The organism is Microbacterium sp. WCS2018Hpa-23 (genome assembly GCF_031843845.1).
Lineage (GTDB): Bacteria > Actinomycetota > Actinomycetes > Actinomycetales > Microbacteriaceae > Microbacterium.
In genome coordinates, this window is record NZ_JAVTIZ010000006.1 from 229,404 (window position 1) to 253,217 (window position 23,814).

At 69.2% G+C, this 23,814-nt stretch carries 23 protein-coding genes; 14 read left to right on the forward strand and 9 right to left on the reverse strand.

Features of this window, described 5'->3' with window-relative positions:
• Positions 1 to 9 precede the first annotated feature (9 nt).
• Positions 10 to 999 carry a c-type cytochrome biogenesis protein CcsB gene (gene ccsB / locus RQG77_RS12050; RefSeq protein WP_311244930.1) on the forward strand — a complete coding sequence of 330 codons (990 nt, stop codon included), beginning with the start codon at positions 10 to 12 and terminating at the stop codon, positions 997 to 999.
• Positions 1,000 to 1,030: 31 nt separating this feature from the next.
• Here ccsB and RQG77_RS12055 read toward each other — a convergent pair whose 3' ends face one another.
• From RQG77_RS12055 to RQG77_RS12065, 3 genes are all read right to left on the reverse strand, one after another.
• Entirely contained in the window at positions 1,031 to 1,612 is a 582-nt protein-coding gene (locus tag RQG77_RS12055) for a 2'-5' RNA ligase family protein (RefSeq protein WP_311244931.1), read from the reverse strand.
• A gap of 196 nt (positions 1,613 to 1,808) precedes the next feature.
• Positions 1,809 to 3,692 (reverse strand): YhgE/Pip family protein, encoded by a 1,884-nt coding sequence (locus RQG77_RS12060; protein WP_311244932.1) that lies wholly within the window; start codon positions 3,690 to 3,692, stop codon positions 1,809 to 1,811.
• A complete protein-coding gene (locus tag RQG77_RS12065) occupies positions 3,689 to 6,478 on the reverse strand; it encodes an MMPL family transporter (RefSeq protein WP_311244933.1) in 2,790 nt (929 codons plus the stop codon). The genes RQG77_RS12060 and RQG77_RS12065 overlap by 4 nt, the downstream gene beginning before the upstream one ends.
• 121 nt (positions 6,479 to 6,599) lie before the next feature.
• Between RQG77_RS12065 and RQG77_RS12070 the strand changes: the two genes are divergently transcribed.
• The gene (locus RQG77_RS12070; protein WP_311244934.1) at positions 6,600 to 7,223 is read left to right on the forward strand and encodes a helix-turn-helix domain-containing protein; all 624 of its coding nucleotides are present in this window, start codon (positions 6,600 to 6,602) and stop codon (positions 7,221 to 7,223) included.
• Between the two features lie 7 nt (positions 7,224 to 7,230).
• Here the strand turns inward: RQG77_RS12070 and RQG77_RS12075 are convergent, their stop codons facing one another.
• Together RQG77_RS12075 and RQG77_RS12080 are read right to left on the reverse strand one after the other, a co-directional pair.
• Positions 7,231 to 8,208 (reverse strand): o-succinylbenzoate synthase, encoded by a 978-nt coding sequence (locus tag RQG77_RS12075; RefSeq protein ID WP_311244935.1) that lies wholly within the window; start codon positions 8,206 to 8,208, stop codon positions 7,231 to 7,233.
• Positions 8,209 to 8,267: 59 nt separating this feature from the next.
• Positions 8,268 to 9,287, reverse strand: a complete 1,020-nt coding sequence (locus RQG77_RS12080) for a GNAT family N-acetyltransferase (protein ID WP_311244936.1) — start codon at positions 9,285 to 9,287, stop codon at positions 8,268 to 8,270.
• Positions 9,288 to 9,376: 89 nt separating this feature from the next.
• On the opposite strand from RQG77_RS12080, the gene RQG77_RS12085 reads away from it, so the two are divergent.
• From RQG77_RS12085 to RQG77_RS12140, 12 genes are all read left to right on the forward strand, one after another.
• On the forward strand, positions 9,377 to 9,709 hold the full coding sequence (locus RQG77_RS12085) for a PadR family transcriptional regulator (RefSeq protein WP_056515870.1): 333 nt from the start codon (positions 9,377 to 9,379) through the stop codon (positions 9,707 to 9,709).
• A 1-nt stretch (position 9,710) separates the two neighbouring features.
• A complete protein-coding gene (locus RQG77_RS12090; protein WP_311244937.1) occupies positions 9,711 to 10,670 on the forward strand; it encodes a permease prefix domain 1-containing protein in 960 nt (319 codons plus the stop codon).
• An 80-nt stretch (positions 10,671 to 10,750) separates the two neighbouring features.
• A complete protein-coding gene (locus RQG77_RS12095; RefSeq protein WP_311244938.1) occupies positions 10,751 to 11,662 on the forward strand; it encodes a 1,4-dihydroxy-2-naphthoyl-CoA synthase in 912 nt (303 codons plus the stop codon).
• Between the two features lie 31 nt (positions 11,663 to 11,693).
• Positions 11,694 to 12,854, forward strand: coding sequence for an AMP-binding protein (locus tag RQG77_RS12100; RefSeq protein WP_311244939.1), 1,161 nt, complete (start codon positions 11,694 to 11,696; stop codon positions 12,852 to 12,854).
• A gap of 54 nt (positions 12,855 to 12,908) precedes the next feature.
• Positions 12,909 to 14,021, forward strand: a complete 1,113-nt coding sequence (locus RQG77_RS12105; protein WP_311244940.1) for an AAA family ATPase — start codon at positions 12,909 to 12,911, stop codon at positions 14,019 to 14,021.
• A gap of 3 nt (positions 14,022 to 14,024) precedes the next feature.
• Positions 14,025 to 14,816: a class I SAM-dependent methyltransferase gene (locus RQG77_RS12110; RefSeq protein ID WP_311244941.1), complete on the forward strand. Its 792-nt coding sequence runs from the start codon at positions 14,025 to 14,027 to the stop codon at positions 14,814 to 14,816.
• A gap of 64 nt (positions 14,817 to 14,880) precedes the next feature.
• Positions 14,881 to 16,056 (forward strand): histidine kinase, encoded by a 1,176-nt coding sequence (locus RQG77_RS12115; protein WP_311244942.1) that lies wholly within the window; start codon positions 14,881 to 14,883, stop codon positions 16,054 to 16,056.
• On the forward strand, positions 16,053 to 16,688 hold the full coding sequence (locus RQG77_RS12120; protein WP_311244943.1) for a response regulator transcription factor: 636 nt from the start codon (positions 16,053 to 16,055) through the stop codon (positions 16,686 to 16,688). Before RQG77_RS12115 ends, RQG77_RS12120 begins: the two co-directional genes overlap by 4 nt.
• Before the next feature lie 92 nt (positions 16,689 to 16,780).
• On the forward strand, positions 16,781 to 17,542 hold the full coding sequence (locus RQG77_RS12125) for an ABC transporter ATP-binding protein (protein ID WP_311244944.1): 762 nt from the start codon (positions 16,781 to 16,783) through the stop codon (positions 17,540 to 17,542).
• Positions 17,539 to 19,011 (forward strand): ABC transporter permease, encoded by a 1,473-nt coding sequence (locus RQG77_RS12130; RefSeq protein WP_311244945.1) that lies wholly within the window; start codon positions 17,539 to 17,541, stop codon positions 19,009 to 19,011. Before RQG77_RS12125 ends, RQG77_RS12130 begins: the two co-directional genes overlap by 4 nt.
• A gap of 96 nt (positions 19,012 to 19,107) precedes the next feature.
• Positions 19,108 to 19,764 carry a 2-phosphosulfolactate phosphatase gene (locus tag RQG77_RS12135; RefSeq protein ID WP_311244946.1) on the forward strand — a complete coding sequence of 219 codons (657 nt, stop codon included), beginning with the start codon at positions 19,108 to 19,110 and terminating at the stop codon, positions 19,762 to 19,764.
• Positions 19,765 to 19,836: 72 nt separating this feature from the next.
• On the forward strand, positions 19,837 to 20,334 hold the full coding sequence (locus RQG77_RS12140; protein ID WP_311244947.1) for a DUF3054 domain-containing protein: 498 nt from the start codon (positions 19,837 to 19,839) through the stop codon (positions 20,332 to 20,334).
• A gap of 35 nt (positions 20,335 to 20,369) precedes the next feature.
• Here the strand turns inward: RQG77_RS12140 and RQG77_RS12145 are convergent, their stop codons facing one another.
• The 4 genes from RQG77_RS12145 to RQG77_RS12160 form a co-directional block, all read right to left on the reverse strand.
• Positions 20,370 to 20,858, reverse strand: coding sequence for a SprT-like domain-containing protein (locus RQG77_RS12145; RefSeq protein ID WP_056309376.1), 489 nt, complete (start codon positions 20,856 to 20,858; stop codon positions 20,370 to 20,372).
• 46 nt (positions 20,859 to 20,904) lie between these two features.
• Complete coding sequence (locus tag RQG77_RS12150; RefSeq protein ID WP_056309374.1) at positions 20,905 to 21,432, reverse strand: hypothetical protein; 528 nt, start codon at positions 21,430 to 21,432, stop codon at positions 20,905 to 20,907.
• Positions 21,433 to 21,534: 102 nt separating this feature from the next.
• Entirely contained in the window at positions 21,535 to 22,395 is an 861-nt protein-coding gene (locus tag RQG77_RS12155; protein ID WP_311244948.1) for a fused MFS/spermidine synthase, read from the reverse strand.
• Between the two features lie 17 nt (positions 22,396 to 22,412).
• Positions 22,413 to 23,672, reverse strand: coding sequence for an LCP family protein (locus tag RQG77_RS12160; RefSeq protein WP_056309370.1), 1,260 nt, complete (start codon positions 23,670 to 23,672; stop codon positions 22,413 to 22,415).
• Between the last annotated feature and the right edge of the window lie 142 nt (positions 23,673 to 23,814).

A 23,814-nucleotide genomic window follows, 5' to 3' on the forward strand; every position in this document is an offset into this window, starting at 1 on the left:
ACTGACACCATGTTCGATCTCGAAGTGATCTCGCCGATCCTGCTCTGGACGGCGATCGCGATCTATGCGGCGGCCTTCGTGGCCTTCGCCTTCGACCTCGCCCGCCGGTCGCAGCTGTCGGCCGACTCTGCGAGCGTTCGCGAGTTCGAACTCGTCGGCGCCGGCGCTGCAGCGCACGGGGGCAAGGCCGCGAAGGGCGGCTCTGCGGCATCCGACTCCGACGCCGCTCCGCAGCGATTCGTGATGGCCCGGATCGGCACCTCGCTGACCGTCCTGGCATTCGTCTTCCACCTCGCGGCGACGCTCACCCGGGGCTTCGCCGCCGGCCGCGTGCCGTGGGCGAACCTGTACGAGTTCGCGATGATGGGCACGCTCCTGATCGTCGCGGTGTTCCTCGTGGTGCTGACGCGCATCGACCTGCGCTTCCTCGGCACGTTCATCACAGGCCTCGTCGTGATCCTCCTCGGTCTCGCCGCCACGAACTTCTACGTCGACGTGTCACCGCTGATGGACCCGCTCAAGAGCGTGTGGCTCGTGATCCACGTCTTCGTCGCGTCGCTGGGCACCGCGTTCTTCGCTCTCGCGTTCTCACTCTCGGTGATCCAGCTGATGCAGTCCCGCCGTGAGCGCCTGATCTCCGAGGGCGCCGAGAAGACCGGCCCCGGTTTCCTGCGCACGTTCCCCGGAGCGGACCGCCTCGAGAGCATGGCATACCGGTTCACGATCATCGGGTTCATCCTCTGGACGTTCACGCTCATCGCCGGATCCATCTGGGCCTACTACGCCTGGAGCCGCTTCTGGGGCTTCGACGTCAAAGAGACCTGGACGTTCGTCATCTGGGTGCTCTACGCCGGATACATCCACGCCCGTGCGACGCGCGGCTGGCGCGGCAACCCCTCGGCCTGGCTGGCGATCGTCGGCTTCTCGGCCGTGCTCTTCAACTTCACGATCGTCAACGTGTTCTTCAAGGGGCTGCACGCCTACTCGGGCCTCAGCTAGGTCGCCTGACCGGGCACCGGCTGATCCCGCGTCAGCGGAACGAACGCAGTCCGAACGGGATCACCTCGGAGTGCTCGACGCCGTTCTCGTACCAGACGAACTCCGCTTCGGAGATGGTCTCTGCGGGGCGCTTGCTGAGCGAGCGGCGTGACTTGTGCGACAGCTCGGTCCAGGCCGCGACCGACAGGGTCTTCGCATAGATCACCGAGAGGTGGAACGTCCACTCCTCCGTGCTGCGCTCGTCGAGGCGACGGAAGTCGGTGGACTCGAGCGCGGCGCTGAGGTTCGCGTAGGCGGAGACGAGGGAGGGCGTGCGCGTCAGCCGCAGGATCACGATCTGCCACGGCGTCGGGAACACGTCGACGGCCTCGGCGACGACCTCGATCGGGCGCTGCGCCACTGCCCATTCGCGGATGAGTGAGAGCACCTCGTCGCGCCGTTCGGGCTCGTGGAAGGCGCGGAGCGTGACGTGCTCGGTGTGCGGATGCGGTGCATCCATCCGGCCGAGTGCAGACCTCTGCTCGGCGCGGTAGACATCGGAGACGGCCCTCGTCGGGCGCAGCACGAGGTACTGCTGCCCTTCCAGCGAAGCCAGCTGGGTGGGCGAGGACATGAAGGGGCGCATCTCCTGATCGTACGTGCGTCAGGGGATGACTGAATACCGTCTCCTGCCTGGCGGGCACGGATTCGGAGCGGACACGCGACTCGCCGCGCATCGAGGACGATGCGCGGCGAGTCAGCGGGTGGCGTCCGAAACCGTGCTCGGGCGAGGTCTGAACCTGTGCCCGAGTGACGATCGGATCGGATGCTCAGGCGGTCGCGAGTGCCGCCTTGGCCGAGGTGGTGCGACGCAGCGCCACCGCCACTGTGGTGGCGACGAGCGACAGCACACCCCAGACGACGAGTCCTGCGGCGGCGCCTCCGGTCGCGGCGATGAGGCCGGTGAAGGCGGGTGCGGTCGGGAGGGCAGCTCCGAGGTCGGCGAGCCATCCCGGCACCGTCGAGATCAGACCCGTCGCGATGGCGAGGACGCCGACGAGCGCGCTGATCCAGCGACCGATGCCGCCGAACACCGCCACCAAAGCCTGGTTGACGGCCGCGAACACGATGCCCGCGAGCACGGCGATGCCGGCGAACGCCCACCAGGTGCCGGCGTCGTAGCTCGCCACGATCTGCACGATCAGCGACACCAGCAGACCCTGGGCTGCACCGATGGCGGCGGCGGGTGCGAAGGCGCGCAGAGCGAGTCCGGCGGACGATCGACGCGACGTCAGGGTGCGGGCGGTGTGGGCGCGCATGACGAGGAACGAGGCGAGACCGCCGAACCACAGCACGACCGCGGCAAGCAGCGGGATGGCGGTGGGGCCGAAGATCGTTGCTCCGTCGGCACCCTTCGATGCGACAGGGTCGGCGATCACGGAGGCGAGCGAGGTCGACTCCGAATCGCTGAACGAGGGGAGCGAGTCGGCTGCCGTGCGCAGACCGCCGGCGAGGTCGCCGGTGCCGGTTGCGAGAGTGTCGAGTCCGGTCGAGAGCTCAGTGGCGCCGGTCGCGAGCTCGGTCGCTCCGCTGGAGAGCTGACCCGCTCCGCTCGACAGCGCACGTGCACCGGCGGCCGATTCGTCGAGACCTTGCGACGCGAGCTGGTTGAGGCCGTCGGCGAGGGTGGTCGCGCCGGCGCCGGCCTGGCCCATCTGGGTGGCGATGGTGGACGGCAGAGCGGCGAGCTGCTGTACTCCGGCATCCGTCTGCGTCGCGCCGGCCGACAGCGCGGCGATCTGGTCGCAGTAGGCCTGAGCCGCCCCACTCGCCACGCACTCGCTCGAGAGCTTGTTCAGGCCCGCGGCGACGCCCGCGGAACCGGTTGCGACCTGTTGCGTGCCGGCCGCGCGGCTCTGCAACTCCGCCGCGCCTGCGGTGAGGCCCTGACCGAGTGTCGTGGCTCCGCCGGCGGCCTCCCGGGTCTTCGAGGCGAGCGTGTCGAGACCGGATGCGAGCGACGAGGCACCCGTGCCCAACTCGGCAGCCCCGGATGCCAACTGGGTGGCGCCGTCCGGGATCGCCGCGGCTCCGGTCGCGGCATCCCGTGCTCCCGTGGCGAGCTGCACGGCACCGTCTGCGGCGTCGCCGATCTGGTCGCCGATGGTGGTGAAGCCGACGAGGATGTTCTCGGTCGTCGCCTCCGACAGCAGCGTGCCCATGCTCGAGGCCGCGACGTTCGCGATCTGGCTGGTGATCAGGTCGTCGGCGACCAGGCCGTCGTCGGGTGTCGTGACCTGGATCGTCGCCTGCTCGGCCTCGCCTCCGCCGTCAGAGATCGCCTGACCTGCAGAGGTCGCTGTCGCCGAGAACTCCTCGGGGATCGTGATGACCGCCTGGTACGAGCCGTCCGCGAGCCCCTCGGCCGCGTCGTCCTCGTTCGAGATGACCCAGGTGAGGTTCGAGTCGAGCTCGTCGGAGCCCTCGACGAGCCCCGACGCGAGCTGGCGACCGAGCGGGGTGAGCTGGCCGTCGATCTCGACCGGTTCGTCGAGGTTGACGATTGCGGCGGTCATCGAGTCCAGGCGCTCGGTCGGGTTCTGCAGCGCGGCGACGAGGATGCCGCCGACCGCAGCCGGCAGCAGCAGGATGCCGAGGATGGTCAGCCAGGTGATGGGCTTGCGCGAACGGGCGCGCTCGATGGGGAGGGTCATGCGTTCACCTCGGTCGATTCGGAGGATTCGTCCGCGCCGTGAGGCGCGGAAGCGAGTGCGGCGGGTGCATCGATGTCGATCACGTCGGCGGGGCTGCGCCCGGCATCCGCGAGCACATCGAAGGCGATCTCGGGAGAGAGTGCGGTGAGCAGCACCGCTGTCGAGCTGCGGGCGTCGCGCAGACGGGCGGCGAGCTGGTCGCGCTCGGGGCGGGAGAGACGGTCGACGCCGTCGATCACCACGAGAGCAGGACGTCCGCGCAGCGCCTCAGACAGGTCGGCGGACAGGCTTCCGCTGTCCGCGGCCACCACCGCGCCGACGTGCGAGCGCACCCAGGCGGCCCGCCCGGGGAGCAGATGCCCGGCCACTCTGAGGCGGCCGTCGTCGGGCGTCACGCGCCCGGCGATCGCCAGCGAAAGGGCGCGGAGCGCGCCGGCCGAGGAACCGGTCAGCACGGCGGCAGCGCCCGGAGCGAGTCGGATGTGGAGCCGGTCGATGCCGGCATCCGCGAGCACGAGGTCATCGGCGGCCACGACCGAATCATCTCCCGGCCACGCGGCCAGGTGCCGTTCGCGCTCGACCGCTTCGCCCTCGATGTCGACGCTGGGCAGGATCTTCTCCAGCCAGGCAGGGATCTCCCAGGCGCGCTCGCCGAGGATCGCCATGAGCGCGGGGATCAGCGTCATACGCACGAGGAACGCATCGATCGCGATGCCCGCCGCGAGACCCAGCGCGATCGGCTTGAGCGACGAGTCGCCCTCGGGGACGAAGGCCACGAACACGGCGAACATGATCAGCCCCGCCGCGGTGACGACCTTGGCCGAGCCCGTGAAGCCGGTGCGCACAGCACGCAGCGCAGCGGCGCGGCGGGTCGCTCGATCGGGGCTCCTGCCCTCGGGGTCGTGCACGAAGTCTTCGCGCATCCGCGAGACGAGGAAGACCTGGTAGTCCATCGCGAGTCCGAACAGCACGCCCATCAGGATGATCGGCATGAAGCTGATGATGGGCCCGACCTTCGCGACGTGCAGCGCGTCGGCGAACCAGCCCCATTCGAACACCGCTCCCACGATGCCGAATCCGGCGACGATCGAGAGCAGGTAGCCGGCTGCAGCCGTGATCGGCACCCAGAGCGAGCGGAACACGATCGTCAGCAGGATCAGCGAGAGACCGATCACGAAGATGCCGAACGGCAGCAGGGCATTGCCGAGCTGGTCGGAGATGTCGATGCCCACGGCCGTGAACCCGGTGACCTTCAGATCGATGCCGAACTCGTCGAGCCACTCGTCGTGGTGGGATCGGAGTTCGCGCACAAGATCCGCGGTCGCAGGGTCGTCGGCGGCTGTCTCGGGGATGATCTGCACGATGCCGGTGTCAGCGGTCTCGTTCGGGGTCGAGAGGGCGACCTCTTTGACCCCGTCGATCTTCGCGACCGCATCACCGAGGTCATCCATCAGGGTCAGTGGGTCGGTGGAGGTGACGATGGTGCCGGTGAGGATCAGGGGGCCGTTGAAGCCGGGGCCGAACTCCTCGCCGACGAGGTCGTAGCTCTGTCGGGCCTCGGAGTCCTTCGGGAGCACACCGGCGTTGGGCAGGGCGAGGTTCAGGCTCAGTGCCGGCACCGCGACGATGCCGAGTCCGATCACGACGGCGAGAGAGACGAGGATCGGACGCTTGGTCACACCGGTCACCCAGCGCTCGCTGAACCGTCGACGCGGGGCAGGAGCGGGCTTGCCCTCCTTCGCCTTCGGCGCCTTGCGCGGGCGTCCGGCTACGCGGCCCTTCATGAAGCCGAGCAGTGCGGGGGTGAGGGTCACGGCGATCGCCACGGCGACGGCGACCGCGGCGGATGCGGCGATGCCCATCGTCGTCAGGAACGGGATGCCGGCGAAGCCGAGTCCGATCAGTGCGATCAGCACCGTGACGCCGGCGAACACCACGGCGGAGCCGGCGGTGCCCACCGCGCGGGCCGTCGACTCCTCGGGGTCGACGCCCTCGCGGACCTGGTCCTGGTGCCTTGCCATGATGAACAGCGCATAGTCGATGCCGACCGCGAGTCCGAGCATGAGGGCGAGCAGGGGAGTGGTCGATGAGACCGTGGCGAAGGCGGTGGCGGCGAAGATGCCCGCCATCGAGATGCCCACGCCGAGGATGGCCGTGAGGAGCGGCAGCCCCGCGACGACGAACGAGCGGAACGTGACGATCAGCACCAGCAGAGCGATCAGCAGCCCGACCGCCTCGGTGAGGGTCACGCCGGGGATGGACGTCGCGAAGAGGTCGCCGCCGAGCGCGGTCTGGGAGCCGGCCGGGAGCTCGCCTGCGAGGTCGGCGACGACGGCTCGGAGGTCGTCCTGCGTCGCGTCCGAGACGTCGCTCGCCTGGCCGTCGAACTGCAGGCGGATGATCCCGGCGGTCTCGTCGTCGTTGATCATGCCGCTGACCATCTCGTCGAACGGCGAGGTGGCCGAGAGCACGGAGTCGTCGAGATCGGCGAGTTCGGCGACCGCATCCTCGATGTCATCCCGATACGTGTCGTCGGTGATCGAGTCGCCGTCGGCCGCGACCACGATGATCTGCGCGCTGGTTCCGCTGACTGCCGGGAACGAGCGGTTGAGCTGCTCGAGACCCGCCTGCGACTCGGTTCCGGGGATCGAGAAGGAGTTGTCGGTGCCCGCTCCGAGAACGAGTGCCCCCGCACCGGCGATGCCGAGCGCGAGGAGCCAGGAGACGAGAACACGCCACGGGTGCCGGTAGGACCAGCGGCCGAGCGAGGACAGGAGTGTGGACACGAAGCACCTCAGGGGATCCGGGTTGGATACACAGGTGTATCCGATACATAGATGTATCGTAAGGTGATCCGAGCCCCGGAGTCTGTGTACGGGGTGTGAGAATGAGAGGCAGGAGGATTCGATGACGACACCCGCCACCCGTAGTCGCGAGAACACGCGAGCCAGGCTTCTGGATGCTGCAGCGCAGGTCTTTGCCGAGGTCGGCCTCGACGGAGCATCTGTCGAGGCGGTCTGTGACCGCGCCGGGTTCACGCGAGGCGCGTTCTACTCGAACTTCGAGTCGAAGGACGAGCTGTTCCTGATGCTCGCCGGCAGCGTCGGCGAGCAGCGCGTCAACGCCGTCCGCGCGCGGGTCGAGGAGATCGCCGCAGAGGGTGGCCTCTCCGAAGGGTGCGATCCGGTCGAGCTCGTCCAGCGCATCATGGACGCGGGCGGCGATGATCGCCTCGGCGTGATGCTCATGAGCGAGATCCGCATCCGTGCACTCCGGGACGCGCAGTTCGGTGCCGCCTACCTCGTGCAGGAGCGCGAGATGGTCTCGAGCATCGCCGTCATCATCACCGACATCGTCTCGGTGAGCTCACTCGAGCTGAAGATCCCGGCAGACGAAGCTGCGCGCATGCTCATGATCATCTGGGAGGGCATGACCGTTCGCGGCGCGATGGCCGGTCAGGACTCCGACCAGCTGCGCCACTCGGGCAGCGAGGAACTCGGAAGGCTCGTGCAGCTGCTGCTCGCCGAGTGAGTGCCGGTCAGCGCGCGTCGAGCACCGCGTAGCACCGCGCGAGGCGGTCGAGCCACCAGTCACGACGGTCGTCGGAGGCTGCGAGGCGCGTGAGCGCCGCCGCATCCGGGGTGACCCGTGCTGCGGGGATCGAGCCGTCGACCGGACGGAGGTCCGCGACGTCGTCGAGGAAGAGCGAAGCGGTGCCGAGTCCGCAGTCGTAGTCGAGGGCCGGCAGAGCTGCAGCGAGAGCCGCGCCCTGAGAGAGACCGACCGCGGTGTCGAGCGCGCTGGAGACGACGACCGGCAGGCCTGCAGCGGTGATGATCTGCAGCGCATGGGTGATGCCGCCGAGCGGCTGGGCCTTGATCACGAGCAGGTCGGCGGCCTTTTCGCGAGCGACGGCGAGCGGGTCGGACGACTTGCGGATGCTCTCGTCGGCGGCGACCGGAATGCCCATGTACTTCACACGGGTGCGCAGCTCGGCGAGCTCGGGCACCGTGGCGCACGGCTGCTCGACGTACTCCAGGTCGAACTCGTTGAGGGCGTGCACCGCGTGCTCGGCCTCGTCGACGTTCCACAGACCGTTGGCGTCGACGCGGATGCGTCCCTCGGGCCCCATCGCCTCGCGCACGGCTCGCACGCGTGCGATGTCGTCGGCGAGCGTCTGGCCGGGCTCAGCCACCTTGACCTTGGCGGTGCGGCAGCCGGCGAATCGCGCCAGCACCTCCGCCACCTGTGATGCCTCGATCGCCGGGATCGTGGCGTTGACTCCGATCCGGTCACGCAGCGGCTCGGGCTGCGGCTTCCACGCGAAGTCGATCGCGGCCGCGAGCCAGGTCGCCGCCTCAGCATCCTCGTACTCGAGGAACGGGGAGAACTCCGCCCACCCCTGCGGTCCCTCGAAGAGCAGCGCCTCCCTGGTGTCGACACCGCGGAATCGGGTGTGCATCGGCAGTGCGACGATCCGGGCCGAGCTGAGCAGGTCTGCGAGCGGTGGGAGCATGTGCTCATTCTGCTCTGTGCCCGCACGCCGACGGCATCCGCCGTGCCGAAGTCGGTGAGTCAGCTCAGACGCTTCTGCAGCTCGCCGAGTCGCTCGCTGGGCCGGAAGCCGAGGAGCGTGTTGACGGCGAGCATGTGCGCGTTCGACTCGGCGTTGTAGGTGTAGATCGCTTTCGCCTGAGGCGCCTCGCGGTGCAGCATCCGCAGATTGGCGACCTTCACGGCGATGCCGAGACGATGCCCGCGGTCGGCTGTGCGCACGAGGGTTCCCCACTGGTACGCGTTTCCGTCGTCGGTGGAGACGAGCAGCTGGGAGTATGCGGCCGCATCGCCGCCCGGAGCGAGGGCGATGGTTCCGAACGAGCGGCGCCGCTGTCGCTCGATCAGCTCCTCGCTCTCGCGGATGCTGTCGACGTCGGGCTTCTGCGGCTCGATGTCGAGTTCACCGGTCGGCGCCTCGGTCTCGAGCGTGGCGTCGAGGATCGTCCAGCGTTCCACGACGTCGTCGGGAATGCGGCCGACCCAGCTGCGCAGCTCGTAGCCGTCGGTCGAGCCGGCGATGTCGGTCTCGACCCGATCGAGCAGCGCGGGGTCGACGGGCAGGTCGAGTCTGCTCTGCACGTCGCCGAGGGCGAGCGCGTATCCGTGCGAGCGGGCGAACTCGCGCCCGGGGGAACCGGCTCCGTCCGATCCGCGTTCATAGGGCCAGGACGCCGAGCCGTGCGCTGTGGTCCGGCCGGATGCCACGGCTTCGCTCTCGAGGAACGCCAACGTCGCCGATCCGACGCCGCGCCGTCGGTGGCGCGGAGGCACACTGATCGCCAGGTGCGCGATGTGCGTGTTGTCCTTGAGGGGCAGAGCCAGACTCGCAGAGCCGACCACCTCGTCGCCGTCGCGCAGCAGGTACGCCCGTCGATCGACGACTGCGGATTCCTGTTGCAGCTCGCTGCGGCTCTCGTCGAGCGACCACACGACGGCGTCCGCGCCGCGGTCGGCACGCTCGGCGGCCGCGTACGCATCCCACCACGCGTCGATGTCGACGGGATCGAACGGATCGACGCGCGAGATCTCGATGGTCATGCGCCCACGGTACTTCGTAGGCCAGGCTGACGCGCGCTACATAAATGTGTGATTGACAATGGTGTGTGACGCACACTACTGTGACAGACATGAACGAGACCCTCGACACGCACCTCCAGGAACTGCGCCGCGGCACTGTGGTGCTGGCCTGCCTGCAGCTGCTGCGCACCGCGGGGTATGGCTACGCGCTGCTCGAAGACCTCGAGCGCCGTGGCTTCGCCACTGATGCGAACACGCTGTACCCCCTGCTTCGCAGGCTCGAGAAGCAGGAGTACCTCACGAGCGAGTGGAACACCGACGAGGCACGGCCCCGCAAGTTCTACCGCACATCGGAGGCCGGCATCCGGCTCGCCGACACCCTGACCGAAGAATGGCGATCGCTCACGACGGCGATCGCGACCCTCACAGCTGAGGAGAACTGACATGCACACGACGACAACGCTCACCGAGCGCTACATCAGCGCCACCATCCGGAGCCTCACCCCCGAGGTCCAGGATGACGTGCGCGCCGAACTCGAAGGCTCCATCGCCGACGCGATCGACGCGAGGCTCGAGCAGGGGGAGGCTCCCGAGGACGCCGAGCGTGCTGTCCTCACGGAACTCGGCGACCCCGGCATCCTCGCCGCAGGGTATGCCGATCGCCCGCTGCATCTGATCGGCCCGAAGTACTACCTCGTGTGGTGGCGGCTGCTGAAGCTGCTGCTCGTCATCGTTCCGATCTGCGCGTTCGGCGGTGTGATGCTCGGACAGCTCATCGACGGTGCGCCGACGGGCGAGATCATCGGCACAGCGGTGGTGGCAGCACTCGGCTCCATCGTGCATGTCGGATTCTGGGTGACGCTCGTGTTCTTCATCCTCGAGCGGACCGGAGCGGACACCGGGGTCCGGTGGAGCGTCGACCAGCTGCCGGAGCCGACGCAGAACGGCGCGGGGCGAGCGGATGCGATCGCCTCGATCATCTTCCTGCTGCTCGGCGTCGGTGCGGTGTTCTGGGACGCGTTCATAGGCTTCTTCCCGACCGGCGGCGAGCCGATCGCGATCCTCGACCCGGGGCTCTGGCCGTGGGGCATCACATTCTTCTTCGCGCTGTTCGCCGCAGAGGCGCTGCTGGCGGTCGTGGTCTACGCCCAGCGGCGGTGGACCGTCGTCACCGCGGTGGTCAACACACTGCTCGCCGTGATCTTCGCCGCCTGGTCGCTCACGCTGCTGCTGCAGGGATCACTGATCAACCCCGAGTTCCTGGCCTTCGTCTTCACCGACAACGGCGTGACCGACGAGACGATGCGCATCCTCACGGTCATCACAGGCTTCTGTCTCGTCGCCTTCCCGATCTGGGACATCGTCGACGGCTGGATCAAGACCGCTCGCGCTCGCCGCATCTGAATACGGAGCACAGACGGCGTCGCCTGCTCGCAGGCGGCGCCGTCTGCGTCTGCAACCTCCACAGGAATAGGCTGGATGCCGTGACCAGCGCATTCGTCTCAGACCTGTTCGACCCGGACGAATGGGTGCTCGCGCCCGGTGCCGAGGACTACACCGACATCACGGCGCATGTGAGCACCGATGGCGGCGTCGCGCGCATCGCGTTCAACCGCCCGGAGGTGCGCAACGCCTTCCGCCCGCACACCGTCGACGAGCTGTACCGCGCACTCGACGATGCACGGCAGAATCCGCGCATCGGCGCCGTGCTGCTCACCGGTAACGGCCCGAGTCCCAAGGACGGCGGCTGGGCGTTCTGCTCCGGCGGCGATCAGCGCATCCGCGGACGCGACGGCTACAAGTACTCCGACGACGAGACGACCGTGCACGATCCGGCCCGCGCCGGCCGCCTGCACATCCTCGAGGTGCAGCGGCTCATCCGGTTCATGCCCAAGGTCGTCATCGCGGTCGTCCCCGGCTGGGCTGCCGGTGGAGGGCATTCGCTGCACGTCGTGTGCGACCTCACGATCGCGTCTGCCGAAGAAGCGCGGTTCAAGCAGACCGACGCCGACGTCGGGAGCTTCGATGCAGGCTACGGCTCGGCGTACATGGCCAGGCAGACGGGACAGAAGTTCGCTCGAGAGGTGTTCTTCCTCGCCGAGGAGTACTCGGCGCAGCGCGCCTACGAGGCCGGTGCCGTGAACCGTGTCGTGCCGCATGCGGAACTCGAGCGCGAAGCGCTGAAGATGGCGCGCACCGTGCTCACCAAGTCTCCGACCGCGATCCGGATGCTGAAGTTCGCGTTCAACGCCGTCGATGACGGGCTCATGGGCCAGCAGGTGTTCGCGGGGGAGGCCACGCGCCTCGCCTACGGCACCGACGAGGCCGTCGAGGGCCGGGACTCGTTCCTCGAGAAGCGGGATCCGGACTGGACCTCGTTCCCCTGGCACTACTGATCCTGGATCGACGGAGCGGAGCGAGGATCACATGGTCGCGTTGAGATCGACGGATGCCGAGGATCCGGCCGAGCTCCGTGATGCTCTCGCCCGTGCTCTCGACGGAGGTCCGGCGCTCGGATTCGGCATGCTCGGAGACGCACCGAGTTGGGTGTCCGAGGGCACCGCGGTCGTGATCGCGACATCGGGGTCGAGTGGCATCCCCAAGCGGGTCGCCCTGAGCGGTGAGGCGCTGCGCGCGAGTGCGGATGCCACGGCGGCGCGGATCGGTGCGGGCCGCTGGCTGCTCGCGCTCCCCGCGGGCTACGTCGCGGGGCTCCAGGTCGTCGTGCGGTCGCTCGTCGCCGGCACGCATCCGGTCGCTCTGAGCGGACGCTTCTCGCCGGCATCCTTCGCCGAGTCGACGCTGTCGATGCTCCGACCGTCGTCGGGAGCATCCGGCTCCCTCCCGGACCTCTACACGTCGCTCGTTCCCGCACAGCTCTCGACGCTGCTCGACGCGGCGGACGATGCGCCCGTCCGGGCGGCGCTGCAGGCGTACCGCGCGATCCTCGTCGGCGGCCAGGCGCTGCCCGAGCCGCTGCGCGACCGCGCGGCCGATCTCGGAGTCCGGCTGGTGCGCACCTACGGCTCCACGGAGACGAGTGGAGGATGCGTGTACGACGGCGTCCCGCTCGACACCGTCGGCGTGCGGACGGTCGACGGCGAACTGCGCATCGCCGGTCCGATGCTCGCCGACGGGTATCTCGGGGACGGCGAGCTGACGGCGAAGAACTTCTCGCGCGACGAGCACGGCATCCGCTGGTACCACACGGGCGATCTCGGACTCCTGGACGACGGCGTGGTGCGAGTGCACGGCCGAGCCGACAACGTGATCGTCTCCGGGGGTCTCAACATCTCCCTCGACCGCGTCGAGAGGCTGGTGCGTCGCGTTCCCGGGCTCACCGGAGCGGTCGTGGTGGGCGTCGAGGATGAGCGCTGGGGTGAGGCCTCGGTGATCGTGGCCCCTCGTGGAGAGGCGCTGCGGCGCAGCGAGTCCGAGCAGCTCGCGCATGCTCGGGACGTGGTCGCGGAGGAGCTCGGCAAGCACGCCAGGCCCGCGCGGCTGATCCTCGTCGACGAGCTCGACGTGCTCTCCTCGGGCAAGCCCGATCGCGAGGCCATCAGGCGAGCCGTCGCCGAGCTGCACTGACCTTCACTGTGCCGCACCCGCGCGGCGTGGGTGGAAGCTGGCAGACTGACGCAGATGTACATGCTGCGGTTGGCCGGTGCTCCCGGGGTGGGGAAGAGCGCCGTCGCGTGGGCAGTGGCGCGCGAGCTCTCGGGCGAGGGTGCCCCCGTCGGCTATGTCGACATCGATCAGCTCGGCATGTGCTATCCGGCGCCGCTCGGCGATGCGGACCGTTGGACGCTGAAGGAGGATGCGCTCGCTCGCGTCGCAGCTCAGTTCCGTCGGGAAGGTGTCGAGCGGCTGGTCGTCTCAGGTGTCGCAGCCGCCGATGCTCCGCCCCCGGCTGGCATGACGTCCACGTCCTCCGTCTGGCTCGATGCTGATGAAGCGACGCGACGGGAGCGACTCGAACCGCGCGGCTGGGCAGACGAGCAGGTGGAGGCCGTGGTCGCCGCGGGAACGAGGGACGCTTCCGCAGCGCATCCTGACTGGCTTCGGCTCGACACCTCAGATGATGCACTGCGCGAGACGGTGCGGACCGTGCGCAAGACTTGGGAGTCGATGCTCGCAGTCGAGCAGGGCGCCTGCTCGACTGCGCGCGAAGCCGAGGAATCGGTCCGTGCTGACGTCGGTTCCCCGCGCGTGATCTGGATCACCGGTCCGCGCTGCGTCGGAGCCTCTCGAATCGGCTGGGAGGTCGTAGACGGTCTCTGGCGCGAGGGACACCGCGCGGGCTTCCTCGACATCGCCCAGCTGGGATTCGTCTGGCGCGCCGGCGAATCCGCACAGCGAGACGAGGCGACTGCGCTGCGGAACGCATCGGCGACGCACCGTGCGTTCGCCAGTGCGGGCGCGCAGACACTGATCGCGGTCTCCCCTTTCGAGGTTTCTCCGGGCGCAGTGCGCGATGCCTTCCCCGGGGCGGACCTGTCGTTCTTCAGGCTCGACGCCGATGACGCCACGCTCCGGGCGCGGGCGAACCGACGCGCTGCAGGCGATGGAGGGCCAGTGTTGGCGGGTGACGACTTGAACGGAGCGGGCCCGGCGACGATCGATGAGGTTGTCCGGGACGGCGCACGACAACGTCGCACTCCTCTTCGGCTCGACGAGCATCTCCTCGACACGACCGGCCGCGAAGTGGCAGAGCTGGCCGCGGTCGTGCGGCGGATGTCGGGCCTGCCAGACTGAGGCATGGCCACCTACACGCACGGACATCACGAGACCGTCCTCCGCTCGCATAGCAGTCGCACCATCGCGAACTCGGCGAAGTACCTGCGCCCGCACCTCAGTGCCGGCACCAGGCTTCTCGACGTCGGAGCGGGGCCCGGCAGCATCACGGTCGACTTCGCCGGCGTGGTCAGCCACGTCACGGCCACCGAGATCGATGAGAACGCACTGTCGCTGTCGCGTGATCTCGCCGCGAGCAGAGGGCTCACGAACCTCGACTTCTCCGTCGAGGACGTGCACTCCCTGAGCTTCGCCGACGACAGCTTCGACGTCGTCCACGCGCACCAGGTGCTGCAGCACGTCGGCGATCCCGTGCAGGCGCTCCGCGAGATGCGTCGGGTCACGGCGCCGGGCGGAGTGGTCGGCGTGCGCGACGCCGACTACGCGGGGTTCATCTGGTTCCCGATGCTCCCGGAGCTCGACCGCTGGCTCGACCTGTACAGACGAGCCGCACGGGCGAACGGCGGCGAACCTGACGCGGGCCGCCGCCTGCTCGCCTGGGCGCGGGCAGCCGGGTTCGACGACGTGACTGCGACCACCTCCAACTGGACGTACGCGACGCCGGAGGACCGCGCCTGGTGGGGCGGCATGTGGGCCGACCGCATCCTCGAGTCCGCGCTCGCCCGGCAGCTGGTCGACAGCGACATGGCGACCTCCGCAGACCTGCAGGCGATCAGTGACGCCTGGAAGCGCTGGGCCGACGACGGCGACGGCTGGTACCTCGTGCCCCACGGAGAGATCATCGCGCGCGCCTGATCCACGCGGCGGATACATCTGCAGGCGGATGCGGGGCGGATGCCGTGCCGCGTAGCGTGGGGGAGTGATCCGCCCGCTCTCCCGCACGGCGCTGGTCCTCGACATCGTCGGGGCGGCGCTGCTCTTCGTCATCCTCACCCCGTTCTCCGTCGCCTTCTACGGGCCGGGGTCGAGTGGGGTGGGAGTCGACGGTGCAGCCGTCGCTGCGGTCGTCGTGGCGGGACTGCTGATGTGCGGCGGCGTCGCGATCGGCAGGCTCGCCCCGGGGCTCGCACTCGTGGCCGCCTGGGCCGGAGCGATCGTGCAGATGCTCTCGGGATTCGGGCCGCTGCCGATCGACGTCGCGATCCTCCTCGTGCTCTACGCGACCGCCGCCTGGGGATCACGGGTCGTGTTGTGGTGGGGATTCGGGTCGGCGCTGCTCGGCGCTCTCGTGTCGGCGGTCTACCTGGTGGTCGTCACCGGTGTCACATCCGGAGCCAGCGGCTGGGATCAGCTGACCACCGGCACGCTGCTTCTCGTGGTCTCGGTGCTCGCGCTCGGGTTCGCGTGGGTGTGCGGCCTGCTCTGGCGCGTGGTCCTGCGTGCACGGAGCACCAGGTCGGCGCAGCTGCAGGCCGAGTCCCTCGCAGCAGAGGAGCAGGAACGCGTGCGCATCGCCCGCGACATGCACGACATCGTGGCGCATTCCCTCGCCGTCGTGATCGCGCAGGCCGACGGCGCTCGCTACGCCGCCGCAGCGAAGCCCGAGATGGCGACGGAGGCGCTGGGCACCATCGCCCAGACCGCGCGCGGGGCGCTGAGCGACGTGCGGCTGCTGCTCACGCAGCTGCGCCACCGTCAGGGAGACGGCCCGCAACCGACCCTCGCCGACCTCGAAGCGCTGTTCGCGCAGGTGCGCCAGGCCGGAATCGAACCGCGCATCACGGTCGATCCCACGCCTCCCGGCGAACCGCCCGGAGCGATCCAGCTCGCGGTGTACCGGATCCTGCAGGAGGCGCTCACCAACGCCATCCGGCACGGCGACGGCGCGGTCGACGTGCACCTCGCCTGGCTTCCCGACCGGGTCGACATCCAGGTGCGCAACACCATCGGCCGCGAGCAGACGCAGGGGAGCGGCGGGCACGGCGTGATCGGCATGCGCGAACGCGCCCAGCTCGTCGGCGGTAGCCTTCAGGCGGAGCGTCAGGGCGTGCAGTTCGTCGTCCACGCCTCGCTCCCGATCGGAGAAGCCGCATGATCAGAGTCGTCCTCGTCGACGATCAGTCGCTCTTCCGCGCCGGCATCCGCATGCTGCTCGCCTCACAGCCGGACATCGACGTGGTCGGTGAAGCCGGAGACGGGCGGGAGGCGATCGAGCTGGTCCGAGTTACCCGACCGGACGTCGTGCTGATGGACATCAGGATGCCGGTGATGGACGGTCTCACAGCGACCGCCGAGATCCTCGGGCAACCCGACCCGCCGAAGATCGTGATGCTGACCACGTTCGACCTCGATGAGGCGGCGGCCCGCGCGATCCGGCAGGGAGCCAGCGGCTTCCTGCTGAAGGACGCGGACCCCGAGTTCCTGCTCGCGGCGATCAGAACGGTCCACTCCGGTTCGAGCGTGATCGCGGCATCCGCCACGCGCGAGCTGTTCGAGCACTTCGCCGAGGCTCCGAAGCCTGTTCCCGCGCAGTTCGCGTCGCTGACCGATCGCGAGCGCGAGATCTTCGCGCTCGCCGCGAGGGGGCTGTCGAACTCCGAGATCGCCGCGCGCGAGTACCTCAGCGAGGCCACCGTGAAGACGCACATCAGCCGCATCCTGACGAAGCTGACCCTGCGCGACCGCGTGCAGCTCGTCGTTTTCGCGTTCGAGCACGGACTCGCCTGACCTGCCGCCGGTCGCATGATCATCCTTGCGATGTACGCGGATGCGTCGCCAGGGCGACGCGGCGGCGGGGGAGCGCTCCGTAGCGTCGAAGCATGGAGATCACGACCACCGACCTCGGGCTCGCGGCCCGCGTCCAGCACCTCGACAAGACCTACGGCGCCGGCGAGGGAACCGTCCGCGCGCTCGACGACGTCAGCGTCGGCATCCGCCGCGGTCAGTTCACCGCGATCATGGGCCCTTCCGGCTCGGGCAAGTCCACGCTCATGCACATCATGGCGGGCCTCGACACCCCCACGCAGGGACGCGCCTGGATCGGGGACACCGAGATCACCGGCCTCGGCGACCTCGATCTGACGATCCTGCGCCGCCGCCGCGTCGGCTTCATCTTCCAGGCCTTCAACCTGGTGCCGACCCTCACGGCGCTCGGAAACATCATGCTGCCGTTCGAACTCGACGGCCGGCGCCCCAGCGCGATCGAGAGGGCCCGCATCGACGGACTGATCGAGACGCTCGGGCTCGGCTCCCGGCTGCAGCACCGTCCGCATCAACTCTCGGGAGGGCAGCAGCAGCGGGTGGCGATCGCCCGGGCGTTGGCCACGGCGCCCGATCTCGTCTTCGCGGACGAGCCGACCGGGAACCTCGACTCCAAGACCGGGCGCGAGGTGCTGCAGCTGCTGGCCACGGCGAGCCGCGAGCACGGGCAGTCGATCGCGATGGTGACCCACGACGCGATCGCGGCCAGCCACGCGGACCGCGTGCTCTTCCTCGGTGATGGACGCATCGTCGCCGACCACCCCCGCCAGAGCGCCGAGGAGATCTCGGCGTACATGCTCGCCGCCGAGGTGGCGGCATGAGCGCCGTCATCGACTCCCCGGCCCGCACGGTCGTGCCGCAGACCACGGCGACCGGTCCGCGCCTTGGTTGGCTGTGCGACCGCGGCATGGGTGCCAGCATCCTCGTCGCCGCTCTTTCTGCTGCGTTCGGAGTGGTGCTGGTCGAGACCACCGCCTATTTGGGCGCAGTGCTGCAGGCCGACCCGTTCATCGGTGACAGCGAGACCCTCGCCTTCATCGTCGGCCTGCTCTCGATCCTGCTCACGGGCGTCGCGATGTACGTCGCGGCGATCGTCACCGCCAACACGTTCTCGACGATCATCGCGGGCCGCACGCGTCAGATCGCACTCATGCGCCTGATCGGTGCGACCGCTCGGTCGCAGCGCGCCGAGGTGGGGAAGCAGGGATTCGTCGTCGGCGTCATCGGCGCAGCCCTCGGCCTGCTCGCGGGGCTGGGCATCGCCGCGATCGGCGTCCAGATCGGCAGCGGCCTCATCGCGAACGTGCCGGAGGGCTTCTCGCTCGCACAGCCGTTCATCGCGCTGCCTGCCGTGGGCGTCGCCCTGACCACGTGGGCTGCCGCCTGGGTCGGATCCCGCAGGGTCCTCGCGGTCACGCCGCTGCAGGCGATCGGCGGCTCGGTCGAGCGCACCCACGAGGAGGTCTCGCGGGCCGGTCGCCACATCGGTGCCTGGGTGCTGCTGGTGTCGGGCGCGCTCCTCCTCGCTGCGGGCGTGGTGGTGGGGCTGGTGCATCCGCTCGGTGTCGTCGTCGCGTTCTTCGGAGGACTTCTGTCCTTCACGGGGCTCGCGCTCGGCTCGGTGCTGTTCATGCCCCCCGTGTTGCGTCTGGTGGGGCGGATGTTCGGATCGAGCGCCACCGCGCGGCTCGCCGCCGAGAACGCGCTGCGCTACCCCGAGCGGTCGTCGCGCATGGCGATCGGCGTGGTCATGGGGGTCACGCTCGTCACGATGTTCGCCGTCGCGCTCGAGTCGGTCAAGCAGATGCTGGTCGGTCAGGTCGAGGGCGACATCCCCGCCGAGTTCTTCACGCCGTTCGACGCGTTCGCCGCCGTGATGATGGTCCTCGTGGCCGTGTCGGCGGTCATCGCCGCCGTCGGACTCGTCAACCTGCTCACGATCGGGGTCGTGCAGCGCCGCCGTGAACTCGGGCTGCTGCGATCGATCGGCCTGTCCAACGGTCAGGTGCGCCGCATGGTGCTGCTCGAGGCCACACACATCACGGTCGCAGCCACTCTGACCGGTCTCGTCCTCGGCATCGTCTACGGATGGATCGCGGCGCAGTCGCTGCTCGGCTCGACGCCCACGCTTCCGGACTTCGAACCGGCGGGGCTCGTCGCACCGCACGTGCCCTGGCTGCCGATCGTCATCATCGTCGCGGCGACCGCCGTGCTCACCCTGGTCGCCGCCGCCGCACCGACCAGGCTCGCCACCCGGGTGGCTCCTGTCGAGGCGCTCGCCGCCGACTGACTCGAGCCGGCCGGGGGAGCTGCAGCCGCCCGGGCCCCGATGACTCGGTTCGTCATCGGGGCCTGGGCTCGTGCGGCGTCGTTCTAGGCTGGACGGATGCCGTCTCCGTTCGATCAGTCCACGTATCAGGTGCGCCTCGACTGGGGCGTCGACGGGCTCGACCGTCTCGCGTCCGCCGACGTCGTCGTGGTCGTCGACGTCCTGCGCTTCTCGTCGACGGTGGCGGATGCGGTCGCATCCGGATCGTCGGTCTCTCTCGAGGATGCCGTCGGCTGGTCCCGCAACGGTGCCGCGGTCGCCGCGCGTGCGGCGGAATCCGTGGTGCTCGTCGGCAGCCTTCGCAACGCCTCGGCCGTGGCGCGCGCCGTGGCGACGGTGCAGGAGCGCAGGCAGGCCCGCACCTCGGTCGCCGTGATCGCCGCAGGAGAGGCGGATGCTGCAGGAGTCGTGCGCTTCGCGGTGGAGGACCACCTCGGCTCAGGCGCGGTCATCGCCGCTTTGACGGACCTCGGCATCGACCACACCGCTCCGGACGCGGCGGTCGCCGCTGAAGGATTCCGGGCTCTCAAGAGGGCTCTGCGGCACATGATCAGCGCCAGCGGATCCGCGCGCGAGATCGCTGAAGGTGTGGACGCGACAGGGGGGATCACATCGGCAGGGCTCGTCCCCACGTCGACCGTCGCCGCCGCCGAACTCGACGCGCACGATGTCGTTCCCGTGCTCCGCGACGGGCTGTTCGTCGCCTTCGACTGATACGTCGACCCACTCGGGCAACAGGCCGCGCACTCGGCACCTGTTTCGGCGCCCTCGACGTAGGGTCGTGGCATGAGGTTCGTCCCCGCTCTCGTCCTCGACGCCGTCCTGGTGCTCGTCTTCGCCGTGATCGGTCGTGCGTCGCACGACGAGGATCCCGGCGGATTCCTGCTGACCGCCTGGCCCTTCATCGTCGCGCTCCTCGTCGGCCACTTCGTCGCCGCGCTGCTTCCGGGCAGGCCGCGCCGGCCCTGGTCGCTCGCCTGGGGCGCGGTCGTCTGGGCCGTCACGGTCGTCGGGGGGCTGCTCCTTCGCGTCGCCTCGGGCGACACCGCTCAGGTCGCCTTCATCATCGTCGCGACGCTCGTGCTCGGAGTCTTCCTGATCGGGTGGCGCGCTGTCGCAGCACTGCTCCGTCGCCGTGCGGCACGTGCTCGCGACAACCGTAGTGCGGACGAAAGGGCGCATGACGCGATCCCCGCCGACGCGGACGCAGCCGAAGGGAGCGCAGCCGCAGAGCCGTCGCAGACACGCGACGATGATCCCGACTCGGACCAGCACTCACGCTGACCCGTTCCGAGTGACCGTGCCGGTGCGACGGCGGCTCAGCGCGATATCTGCGCGGCGAGTCGGGTGTCGGCCGTGATCTCGCGGCGCGTCCATTCGAAGAGATAACGAGCGTCGTACGACCGCGAGCACCGCGCGCACGACGTCGCCCGCGAGGGACGCCGGTGGCGGTAGGTGACGTGACCGGAGGGGCATGCACCCACCCACGGTGCGAGCTCGACCGCTGTCTCGCCGTGGTGCGTCGTTCCGCCGACGTAGCCGAGGTCGCGGGCCACCCGCTTCCAGGCTGAGCCATGAGCCGCCTCATGCCCGGCCAGCGCGTGCGCGACCTCGTGCAGCAGCACCTGATGGATCTCGTCGTCCTCGAAACGCGCCGCCAGATAGCGCGACACGGTGATGCGTTTCTTCGTGTAATCGCACTGCCCGGCACGACGCTTCGCATTGTCGAAGCCGAACGACCAGCTGTCATCGAGATGCAGCGTGATCAGTGCCTCGCCCCAGACGCGCACCCGGTCAAGTTCCGCCATGCGATCAGGCTAAGCCATGCCGCCGACATCGCGACGCAGGAACGCGTCAGCCCGAGACGAGCTGTGACGTACGGCGGCGTTCGGCGGCCTCGATCGCGAGCAGAACGGTCTCGAGCTCACGATCCTCTGCGCCTGCTTCACGCCGGAGGAACAGGGACTGCTTGAAGCTCTCGCGGGCCGTCTCGTAGTCGCCTGCCTCGTACGCGTTCTTGCCGTGATGGTGGTGCGCGAAAGCGGCGATCGACACCCAGCGCTGCCCTTCGGCCTCCGCCGCGCAGGTCGCGAGCTCCTGCTCGGCCGCGGCATAGGCTCCGCGGTGCTGCAGGATCGTGGCGTGCAGCACGCGTGCACGGAGGACGTCCTTGCGGGTGCCGGCCATGCGCGACTGGCGGACGGCCTCATCGGCGAGCGGAAGGGCTTCGTCGAGACGGTCGAGGACCTTCAGCAGCCAGACGCGCTCCAGCAGTGCGGGAAGACTGCGCTGGCCCTCGATCTCCTCGAGCCGTGCCGCACATTCACCGAGGTCGACCAGCTCGCGAAGGCTCTCCTGGTCGTAACCCTGGATGAAACTCATTGCTCTCCTTCCGCAGCGTCCCCCGACAAGTGTGCCTCGCGACCGCGCGCTCGTCGGGGCGGCACGCCCCACGGGCTCGCATCCGGATCGAGATCGATGCGCTCAGCGCAGGAAGAGCGATGCGTCCGGGCGGGGGGATGCCACGGCATCCGCATCTGTCACGACTCGCGCGCCCTGCACGAAGGCGGTCACCTCGGCGCCCTGGGCGATCTTGGCCGGATGGGGGCCTGCCGCGAGCATCCGCGGCAGCCACTCGGTGGGCAGCGGTGCGGCCGAGGCGGCGATCACGAGGTTGCCGAAGCGGCGTCCCTTGAGCACCTGTGTGTCGGCGAGGACTCCGATCTCGGGAAGCACCTCCGCGATCGTCGCGACCTGTCGGCGGGCGAAGGCGAGGCCGGGGCCGTCTGCGACGTTCACGAGCAGGACGCCGCCGGGGGAGAGCAGTTCTGCGAGCTCGCGGTAGAACTCCAGGCTGGTCAGGTGGGCGGGCGTCTGCGCACCCGAGTACACGTCCGAGACGACCAGGTCGCAGCTGCCGACGATGGCCGCCGGCAGTCGCTTGACGCCCTCGCGGGCATCACCGATGCGCAGTCGGATCGCGGCGCCCTTGGGCAGCGGAAGGTGCTCGCGCACGAGGGTCGCCAGCGGCGCCTCGAGTTCGATGACCTGCTGACGGGAGCCGGGCCTCGTGGCGTCGATGTAGCGGGGGATGGTCAGCGCGCCGGCGCCGAGATGCACGGCGGTGAGGGGACCGGTCGGCAGCTGGTCGATCACCGCACCCATGCGCACGATGTACTCGAAGTGCAGATGGGTGGGGTCGTCCAGGTCGACGTGCGACTGCGGGGTGTCGTCGACGATGAGCTCGAACCCGCTCGTGAACTCCGACGGCACGATGCGCGCGATGCCGCCGTGGTCGAGTCGGGCCTGAGGATGCTCGGTGTCTCGTGCTCGCGTCCTGCCCATGATCCGAGACTACGCGCTCACTTCGCCTGGTTGCCGACCGAGCAGGTGTCCTGATCGACGCTCTGACCCGAGATCTCCGGAGGCAGCGTCGCGCGGGTCTCGGGCACCTCGGACGGGGCGGCGGTCTCGGGAGTCTCTCCGGTCGCGGGCGGGGTCGCGAGTTCGACGCTGCGATTCGTCGCGACGTCGCCCGAGAGCGTGATCGGCTCGCCGGCGATCAGCGCCGCCCAGAGCGGTTCGGCGGCGTCATAGTCGGGAACGACCTTGATCCCCGGGTTGTCGGGGTCGTCCAGATTCGGGTACTGCACGAAGACGAAGTCCGAGAACCGCACGTCCTTCAACGCCAGAGCGAGCTGGGTGAGGGTGAGCGCGTTGCTGAGCGATTCGCTGGGCACGATGTTGTCGGCGACCGTGTTCATCAGGCGCAGCACCTTCGACGGATCTGTCAGCGTCTCCGCGCTCAGGATCTTCTTCGCCAGACGCGACATGTACTGCTGCTGGTTCGAGATGCGGGCGAGGTCGCTCTCGTCGCCCACACCGTGTCTGGTGCGGATGAAGGCGAGGGCGTTCGCGCCCGAGACGGTGTGGGTCCCCACGGGCAGATCGATGCCCGCCTGCGAATCGTGGATGCCCTCGCCGGCGACGCACACCTCGACCCCGCCGATCGCGTCGGTGATCGCGATCACGCCGTCGAAGCTGATCTTGGCCGCGAACTCGATCGGGATGCCGCTGAGGTCGCTGACCGTCTTCGCGATGCACGAGATGCCGGCGTGGTCGAAGAGCGAGTTGAGCGGTGCCTTCGCCATCGACGACGCGGTCGAGCCGTCGTCGCGCGTGCACTCGGGAACCTCGACCATCAGGTCGCGGGGGAACGACACGACGGTGACGTTGCGGGGAGCCGCCGACACATGCACGAGCAGGTTCACATCGTTGCGTGACCCCTCGTCGCTCTTCTCGCAGCGCTCACCGAGCAGCTGCGTCGAGACCTCTCCGCACTCGTCCGTGCCTACGATGAGGATGCTGAAGGCCTTGTCGCTCGGGTAGGCGCCGAGTGAGGGAGGGGCCACCTCCGCGTCGTCCTCCAGTGCGACCGCGCCCTCGCCGACCCTGTTCAGTACATCGACGAAGACGAAGCCGGCCACGGCGATGGAGGAGACGAGGAGCACGCTCAGCGCGACGCCGAGGAGCTTGAGGAAGGTCGACAGCGCACTCGGTGTCGGCAGGTCGGCATGGCGCGCGACCGTGGTGCGCTTCGCGTCGTCGAGAGCCCCTGACATGCCGCAGAGCCTACCCGCGGAGCACGATGTTACGGCCGCATGACGTTTCTGAGAATAACTTGCAGGGAATTAGTTAGTGATGAATACTTTTTCCTACGTGGTAGGCACCCGATGCCGCCAGGACGTTCAAAGAGGAGAACCC